The organism is Streptomyces sp. NPDC058008 (assembly GCF_042886395.1).
Classification (GTDB): domain Bacteria; phylum Actinomycetota; class Actinomycetes; order Streptomycetales; family Streptomycetaceae; genus Streptomyces.
Window position 1 is genome coordinate 1 of sequence record NZ_JBHVQX010000064.1, and the last position, 8,227, is coordinate 8,227.

Annotated in this window: 6 protein-coding genes and 1 pseudogene; 4 read left to right on the forward strand and 3 right to left on the reverse strand. The window is 66.4% G+C overall.

Features of this window, described 5'->3' with window-relative positions:
* From ACFVS9_RS34005 to ACFVS9_RS34020, 4 genes and pseudogenes are all read left to right on the forward strand, one after another.
* A pseudogene (locus ACFVS9_RS34005) lies at positions 1–91 on the forward strand (IS5/IS1182 family transposase); the annotation flags it as partial.
* A 505-nt stretch (positions 92–596) separates the two neighbouring features.
* Positions 597–3,686: an NACHT domain-containing protein gene (locus tag ACFVS9_RS34010; RefSeq protein ID WP_389938846.1), complete on the forward strand. Its 3,090-nt coding sequence runs from the start codon at positions 597–599 to the stop codon at positions 3,684–3,686.
* 50 nt (positions 3,687–3,736) lie between these two features.
* Positions 3,737–3,898, forward strand: a complete 162-nt coding sequence (locus ACFVS9_RS34015; protein ID WP_389938848.1) for a hypothetical protein — start codon at positions 3,737–3,739, stop codon at positions 3,896–3,898.
* A 273-nt stretch (positions 3,899–4,171) separates the two neighbouring features.
* Positions 4,172–5,377 carry a helix-turn-helix domain-containing protein gene (locus ACFVS9_RS34020; protein WP_389938851.1) on the forward strand — a complete coding sequence of 402 codons (1,206 nt, stop codon included), beginning with the start codon at positions 4,172–4,174 and terminating at the stop codon, positions 5,375–5,377.
* A gap of 263 nt (positions 5,378–5,640) precedes the next feature.
* Here ACFVS9_RS34020 and ACFVS9_RS34025 read toward each other — a convergent pair whose 3' ends face one another.
* From ACFVS9_RS34025 to ACFVS9_RS34035, 3 genes are all read right to left on the reverse strand, one after another.
* Complete coding sequence (locus tag ACFVS9_RS34025; protein WP_389938854.1) at positions 5,641–6,108, reverse strand: hypothetical protein; 468 nt, start codon at positions 6,106–6,108, stop codon at positions 5,641–5,643.
* Positions 6,109–6,406: 298 nt separating this feature from the next.
* Positions 6,407–6,994: a hypothetical protein gene (locus ACFVS9_RS34030; protein ID WP_389938857.1), complete on the reverse strand. Its 588-nt coding sequence runs from the start codon at positions 6,992–6,994 to the stop codon at positions 6,407–6,409.
* 326 nt (positions 6,995–7,320) lie between these two features.
* Complete coding sequence (locus ACFVS9_RS34035; protein WP_389938861.1) at positions 7,321–8,091, reverse strand: transposase; 771 nt, start codon at positions 8,089–8,091, stop codon at positions 7,321–7,323.
* Positions 8,092–8,227: the final 136 nt, after the last annotated feature.

Here is an 8,227-nt window from a genome sequence, read left to right on the forward strand (position 1 = left end):
CGGTCCGTCGCCGGTCGACCGGCGGAAAGCGGGCAGCAAACACCACCTGATCTGCGACGGACGCGGAACCCCGCTCAAGGTCATCACGACCGCGGACGGAGGCGCTGTCGGCCGGATCGCACCCGACCCCGCCGGCTTCATGCGCACCCGCCACGACGACGACTACGACTCCCCCACCAGCAAGGTGTGGGAGCAAGCATGGGAAGCCGACGGGGAAGACACAGAGATCTGCCGATACCCCCTGCTCTACCCGACGGACTCTTGGGAAGTCATGCTCCGGTTCATCGATGGCGTCGGGGCTCACCGACGACGACAACATCTTCCAAGGACCATGACAACCGTGCTGCTCGCAGAACCCGTCATCGACACTCACGTCACCCTGCGCGCGGGCGACAAGCTGCTGTTCTCCGTGCTTGGGACGTACGCACGGGCAGTGGATCCGGATGCCCACGAGGGGAGACGCGATCGGTCCGGATAGCGGCAACAGGAAAACTGTCCAACGGCGACGAGGGACGTTCGAGCTACGGGAGTTTAGGGACAGCTGCCGCGACCACCGTCTAGGCTCCCTGCATATCCGTAATACATAGGGGTGGCGGATGGATCCTGTGGTCCTCGGTGGAAGGCTGGCCTCCAAACTGGTCGGCGCGCTGATCAGGCAACTTTTCGTAGCGGACGGGCCCGGTGCTGGCCTGGTCGACAAGCCCGTGCGGCTAAAGAACCTGGTCTCGTTCCGGGGTGAGAAGCGCACGCTAGGCGAGAAGGACGTGCACAAGCTCGCGGAGCATCTAGTCCAGGAAGCGATCAACTCACCAGGCGAACGCCCTTTCCACACCCAGGAGCGTGATGCCGTAGCCGATGAACTGGCCCGGAGGTTGCTCGCCCTGGGAGATCTAGACATGAGCGATGTTCAGGCCGTGCGGCTCGGTCAACGGGAACTGGCGCGCAGACTGCGTCACGAGGGGCCCGTTCCGGATGGGCTGTCATCCGATGCTCACTTCTTCCTCGACTCCGCGACAGAGTGGGCCTGCCTGCAGATCCTGGAGTTCTTCACCCGCCGCTCGACCTTCGTGGCTCGTACCCTGGTGGAACAGACTCGGACGCAGGCTGACCTCGTCACGAAGGTCGACGAAATGCTCTCCCGTACCCCACGCCCGGGCGCTCGGGACACAGCCTTCGAGCGCGGCTACCTCAGCTACGTTGCCAAGAAGCACGGCAATCTCACGATCTACGGCATCGATCTCAGCAACTCGCCGGACCGATGGCCGCTGGACGCTGCCTACCTCAGCCTCGATGTGATCGGTCACCGGGAAGACCTCGGCTTCGGCCCAGAGGCGGCCTCCCTTGTCTCCTCATCGGCCCCCGCCGATCAGACGCTGGCCGACCACGACCGAGTGCTGTTACGCGGAGTTGCAGGCTCAGGCAAAAGCACCCTGATCCAGTGGTTCGCGGTATCGGCAGCGACCGAACCCGCGGACCACATGGCCTACCTCATCGGCCGAATCCCCTTCGTACTCCCCCTGCGCACCCTCACCCGGCACGGCGAACGCCTCCCCGCCCCCACACACTTCCTCACCGCCGTCAGCTGCCCTCTGGCCGGCACCCAGCCGGAGGGCTGGGAGCACCGCGTCCTGTCCAGTGGCCGCGGACTCGTCCTCATCGACGGCCTCGACGAAGTGCCCGAACCTGAACGCGAACGCACCCGGACTTGGCTGCGCGACTTGGTGGAGACCTACCCCGGCAACCGGTGGCTCGTCACCTCACGCCCCTCCGCAGTACGCGAGGACTGGCTCGCCTCCGACGGCTTCACGGAGCTCGGCCTCTCCGCAATGAGCCCCTCGGATGTGACAGCCTTCATCAAGCGCTGGCACCAAGCGGCCGCCAGCGGTGCCCCCGACGAGAATGCCGCCCTGGCCGCCTACGAGTCTCAGCTCCGCGATGCCGTCCGCACCAAACCGGACCTCGGCCGCCTTGCCACCAATCCGTTGATGTGCGGCCTGATCTGCGCCCTGCACCGAGACCGGCGCGGCTACCTCCCGCACGGCCGCAAGGAATTGTACGACTCCGCACTCTCCCTGCTGTTGGTCCGCCGCGACCGTGAGCGCGACATAGCGACCCCAGAGCTGAGCGAGGAGCCTCAGCTGCAGCTCCTCCAGCGACTAGCGCACTGGCTCATCCGTAACGGTCGTACAGAGTTGGACCGCAGCCGGGCGGAGAGCATCATCGCGGAGGTATTACCTGCGATTCCGGCGGCGCAGGTCGTCGGGGATGCACGTGTTGTACTGCGCCACTTCCTGATTCGCACCGGTCTGCTGCTCTCACCGGGCCCGGACACGATCCACTTCGTGCACCGTACGTTCCAGGATTACCTGGGGGCGCGGGCGGCTGTGGAGGCCGGCGACTTCGGTCTGCTGGTGCAGCACGCCACCGACGATCAGTGGGCGGATGTCATCCGTATGGCGGTGGCACAGAGCCGGCCTCGTGAGCGGGCTGAGTTACTCAATCTCCTGACGGCCTCCTCTGACAAGCGTGTCCGTCTGCTGGCCATGGCGTGCCTGGAACACGCTACAGAGCTTGATCCGGCCGTGCGGCGCAGGGTTCAGGAGGCGGCGGCAAAGCTGCTGCCTCCTCGCGCGGACGCCGAGGTCAAGGAACTGGCACAGATCGGACCGCTGATCCTGGAATTGCTACCGGGCCCGCAGGAACTCTCCGACGACGAAGCAGAGGCCGTGACAGCGACGGCAGCGCTGGTCGGCACGGACGCGGCGGTGCCGGTGCTGGCGCAATACCGAAACCATTCCGCACAGGGGGTCCGGATCAATCTGATGCGGGCGTGGAATTTCTTCGATGCAGAGGTGTACGCCGACGAGGTACTGGCCCACGTCGACACCCACGACCTGTTCTTCTTCGCCACCTCGCCCTCACAGGTACGCGCTCTGCCACGCCTTGGCGATCGGAAACGAATCGGCGTTACTGGCGACCACGTTCCTGCAGACATCCTGAGAGCATTGCCCCAGCGGGTGGAGTACCTCGGCCTCTACGAAAATACTCTGCTAAGCGACCTGCGGCCATTTGCCTATCTATCCTCGGTCCGGAACATGAATCTAGCGAGCTGTCCAGGAGTTAAGGACCTGACCCCTCTGACGGAGACGGGGTTGACCTCACTGTTTATCCGGGAACTTGGTGACACAGTCGGGCTGGAAAGCCTCTCCACGCTCCAATCGCTTACCGTTTCGACACCCCTGTCAGGCGGGCTGTCCGCCCTCCCGCAGGATGCTCCTCTAACCACTCTGTCACTTGGAGGAAACGCCGTCGCCGAAACCGGACTGCGAGGGCTGAGCACCTGGCCGATGCTGGAGTTCCTGAACATCCAAAACGACATAGGCGACCTGGACCCCAGCGACTGGGCGGAGATCGCCACACTCCCCCGTCTCAGTACGATAAGCATCGCAGTGAAGCACCTCCCCGGTCTCTTCTCCGCCCCGGGCTTGCCCGCTCTCGAGGTCGTGTACGTGACGAACCTTCGAGAAGACACTGACCTCACACCACTACCCGACACCTGCCCACAGGTCCTCACAGTTAAGCTGCTTTCGGAACAGCACTTCACAGGGCTGAAACCGGGCCCTTTCCAGGCCCTCTTCCCCAGTGCCGAGGTCACAGTTCACCCCGCCCGCCATCAACTTTTCTGAACAGTACGGACCCGCGAAGAGAGCAGCGCTCGAAGCACCAGCCCGAGGATTTGAACCTGCCCGGCGTCCAGGCCGCTGTGCAGCTCGTCTTCGTCGGAGCTACGCGCCCCACCCACCTGCTGGTGCTCGCCGCCCACCGCGACCGTGGCAAGCACAACGCGGAGGCCATGATCGACGCGGGTTGGAACGTCCGGGACCTCACCGAGCACTGATCCCACCGATGACGAGGTCCACGATTGTGCGAGTGACACCCGCCCCCTTCAAGGGCTTGAGGGCGCCACCCGCTGACGGGTAAGCCGTACCGGGGGCGTGGTGCGGCTGCCGTGTTGTCACCGAGCGACCTTAGAGTGAGCGCTCCCACCGACACTCAAAGGGGATCGCTCATGGGGATATCGGACGCCTCGGTCACCGCCCAGAGCCGGGCCCGTACATGGACGAAGCTGCATCAGCACCTGGGGTGCGCCCCTGGCCCGCTCACCTACGACATGGTCAGCCAGGCAGCCGCGGACCATCTCGAAGAGTCAGACGACCTCGACTGGAAGGAGCACCTTCCCCGGCCTCCTCTGCACGGTCACTGGAACGAGTTCGCCAAGGACATCAGCGCGATGGCCAATACCCGTGGCGGACTGCTCATCTACGGCGTCGCTGACGATCACAAGATCGTCGGCATCGACTGGGAGGAGGCGGATCTCCGGCAGTATGCGCAGTGGGTCCGCAACCACGTCCACCCCTACCTGCCCGACCTGGTCATGTTCCGGCTGACCGATGGAGCAACGACTCTCCTGGTCGTGGACGTCCCCGCCAGTGAAATGGCACCCCACCTTGTCCACGGCAGATCGGACAAAGACAAAGAACAACAGGCGTTCACGGTGCCCTACCGCGACAGAGACCACACCGCTTGGATGGCGGAACACCAGATCGAACGCGCCTACCGGGACCGCTTCACCCGCACCGACAGCGCCGAGGAAGCTCTGCGCCGGCACACCGACTTCCTCACCCATACCATCACCGCGCACGCCACCCAGCCCTCAGCCTGGCTCGTGGCCGTCGCACGGCCCACCCGGCCTTACCCGCACGGCGCCCCCACACTGAGCAGGGACGAAGCTCGCTACCTTCTGTACGTTGCCGAGGAACGAGGATGCAATGCGCCCACGCGACGAGTTCCCGGGCCCTTGACCGGCATGGGCGACACCCTCATCAACCCTCGCCCAGGACTGCGACGCTGGGTCTCCAGCACCCTGGAAATCGACTACAACCGGAACACCATGATCGAGCTACACCATGACGGCACCGTGACCCTGGCCACCAACGTCTCATGGCAGCCACCTTCCGAACGGCGGCACAGCTTCGCCGAAGAAGCCGGCGTCATCGACGCCCTTCCTGTGTCCCAGCGCGTGGTCGAAGCAGCCTGCGGCGACTTTCTGACCGCCGTTCAGGAAACGCAACGAAAACTACGCCTGGACAGCACACAACAGATCACCGCGACGATCTACGCGTCAAACGGCCCGAGGACTCTCGAAGCCCGCGCAGCGACCTTCGCGGACGGCCGCGAGAGTGCACCTGCGTACGCCCGCCGTCCCCATCACATCCAGCCGGTGCACACAGTGCTCTCCCCGATCGCAGCAGACGAGGAAGCAGGGCGCGTCGCTGAGGAACTCAGCACCGACTTGATGAGTCAGTTCGGTCTGTAGCCAGAGATGCCTGCGCTCGGCGCTGAGATGAGCTTGGGGCGCGGCCCGGAAGCGGTGGTGCAGCACCTGGGGGCGGTGCAGGCACCGATGAGTGCTTCGGTGGTTCACCCGGTGCAGGTCGTCGAAGGCGCAGGCGAGGAGCAGTCGTACAGTCTCGGTGCCATAGCCCTTGCCCCAGCTGTCGGGGTTGAGGGCGAAACGGCCGGGCGACCTTGATGTTGCTGGAACGCCGTGCGAGCGGCGCCGGGTGCTTCCGGTGGGTTCTACAGAGGAAGGATCGCCCAGAGCCGGCGTCCGTCGTCGGCGGTGTCAGTGCCGCACGCCACCGCGCCAAGGGCGGTGAGCTCCGGAAGGACCGCATCGTCGGTGACGGCAAGGCCGGGCTGGTGGGACAGGGCGACGATGAGCGCCTGGCGGTCCTGGTCGGCGAGGTGGACGGAGACGCGGCGGCCGCCGTCCGCGACGGCGGTGCGCACCAGGAGGTCGGTCAGGTCGGCGGCGGCCTGGTCGGCTTCCCGGTAGCCCCATTCATGGAGCCGGTCCAGGACGTGCCCGGTCGCCTTCCTCGCAGACCACGGGGCGGCCTCCAGTGACCAGTTGGCGCTGCGCCGGTTGCGGACCTGCATCCGGGCCCTGGCCCCTTGCAGGCTGGCCTCCGGGCGTGGTGGGGAGAGCGGGCGCTTGGGTGGGGGCGGGGTCCTGGGCGGGTAGTCCGGGGTGTGCTCAGCCATGTCCACCTGAACTCCCAGCGTCGGCGCAGACCTTCATCGTAGGGCCAAGCCGTGCGCCGAGCGGACAGTTCGCGGAAGCACTGCTCGTCCGGCGCCTCTTGGCCCGCCGCACACCGCGCGGACTGAGGGAATCGGGGGGTATCGCCTGTGTGCCGGGCAGCGAGTGTGCCTATTCCGGTGCGCGAGAAAGGTGCCTGGGCGTGGGCGCATGACCGGCCAGTCGGCGGCAGGACCCTGCTGCTGGCGCGGCAGGCTGCCGGTACCTCGGACGCCAGCCGTCCGCTGCGGACCGTATCCGCTACCCGTCCCGCCCGGTCATCAGCAGGATCAGGGCCTTGGACCGGCTGGTGCCAAGGGCGGTGGCCACAGCCTCGGCGGACACGTCGGCGTCCAGCATGCCCGCGGCTGCCCCGGCAGCCCTGGTGGTAATGCGCTCCAGCACACCGGCGGCGCGCAGTGCGGCGAGCGGCGTGTCCACGGCAGTGGTGTTCAGCTGGTCGGCGATCTCAACCAGCAGTGCGGCCAAGGGCTCCGGCAGTGGCACCGTCTTGTCGCGGACAACGGACAGGTGCGCGGTCCAGTCCGCGAGCGGACCGGTGAGGTCGATGTCCGCTTCGTGCAAGGCCTGATCGCCGATCGCCGCCCAGTCCAGCGAATACTCCGCGGCCCCCCGCCAGCCGCACGCACACACCCCGCGCAGGGCCTCAGCGCGCGGGCGGCGCGAGCGGCCGTCGTAGGCCGTCCAGTGCGTCGTCGACGGCACGTGCGGACCGCTCCCAACATCGAAATACACCGGGCCCGGCTCACTGCCCGCGATCAGGACACCCGCAGCGCCCGCGTGCACGTCCCCGAACTCCACCGTCCACCAGTCCCACTCCACCAGCACACCACCCTCCACCGCATACCTGCCGGCAACCCTGCCCCACCCGGGTATCAACCCACCCCGCACCAACGCAACAACGCTTCTCGTTGGACTCGGCCGGCCACGCCGCGGTCAGCCCCCGGCGCCGTGACGCGTCCTCAAGAGCCCCGAGCACAAGCGGCTTGACGCCGCCCACTTTGCTTTCCGTGCGCCGGAGGTGTGGTGCACGGGCGACGCCGCCCAGTGGGAGGCGTCGCCCGTGATGCCAGAGGTCAGTGCCGGTTCAGGGCCCAAAGGTTGTTGCAGAAGGGTGGGCGTGGGCAGGCCGGGATGGCGTTTGACCTGCTGGTTCAGCCGGTCATGGCGAGGTTGTGCATGGTGGCGACGGCTTGGACGGCGTGGTGGAGTCCGTCTCCTTTCTGGCGGCAGTCGCGGAGGATTTTCCAGTTCTTCATGCGGGCGAAGGTGTACTCGACGCGGGCGCGGACGCGTCGGTGTTCGGCGTTGTCCTCCTCCTGGCCGCGCAGGAGTGGGCGTCCGGCTCTTCTGCGGTGCGGGACGATCAGTCCGGTTCCCAGGTAGGCGCCGTCTGCGATGACCGTTGTCCCGGACGCGATGGCGGGCAGGTCCGATTCCCGCCAGGCGTGGGCGTCAGCCTTGTTCCCGGGGACGGGGCGAGCTGAGGCGATCACCAGGCGGCTGTCCGCATCGATGATGACCTGCACGTTCGCTGAGAACCGATAGTTTCGGGAGGACGCGGCGACTTTGCGGTCGCGGACCGGGACCAGGGTTCCGTCCACGATCCACAACCGTTCGACATCCGCGACGGGCCGCGGCGCCGGCTCCAGCGCGAGAAGCGGCCGCAGGCGATGAATGACCCGGCAAACGGTGGCCGGGGAGATCCCGAAGAGCGGGGCGAGCTGGCGCATCGTGAGGTTGGTCCGGTAGTAGACGGCCACCAGGAGGACCCGGTCCGCCAGCGGCAGGCACCACGGGTGCCCTCCACCGGGACCGTTTCCTCCCCGCTCCCGTACAGCCTTCACCAACTTCTCGAACCGGCCCATTCGCAAGCCGGTGAATGTCTCCACCCACAACGGCTCAGCCCGCAACACCCCACCCATACAAGAGGAATGCCCTTTCCCAGACGTTCTGCAACAACCTTTAAAGGTTGTTGCAGAAGGCTGGGTGTGGGCAGGCCGGGATGGTGTTTGACCTGCTGGTTCAGCCGGTCATGGCGAGGTTGTGCATGGTGGCGAC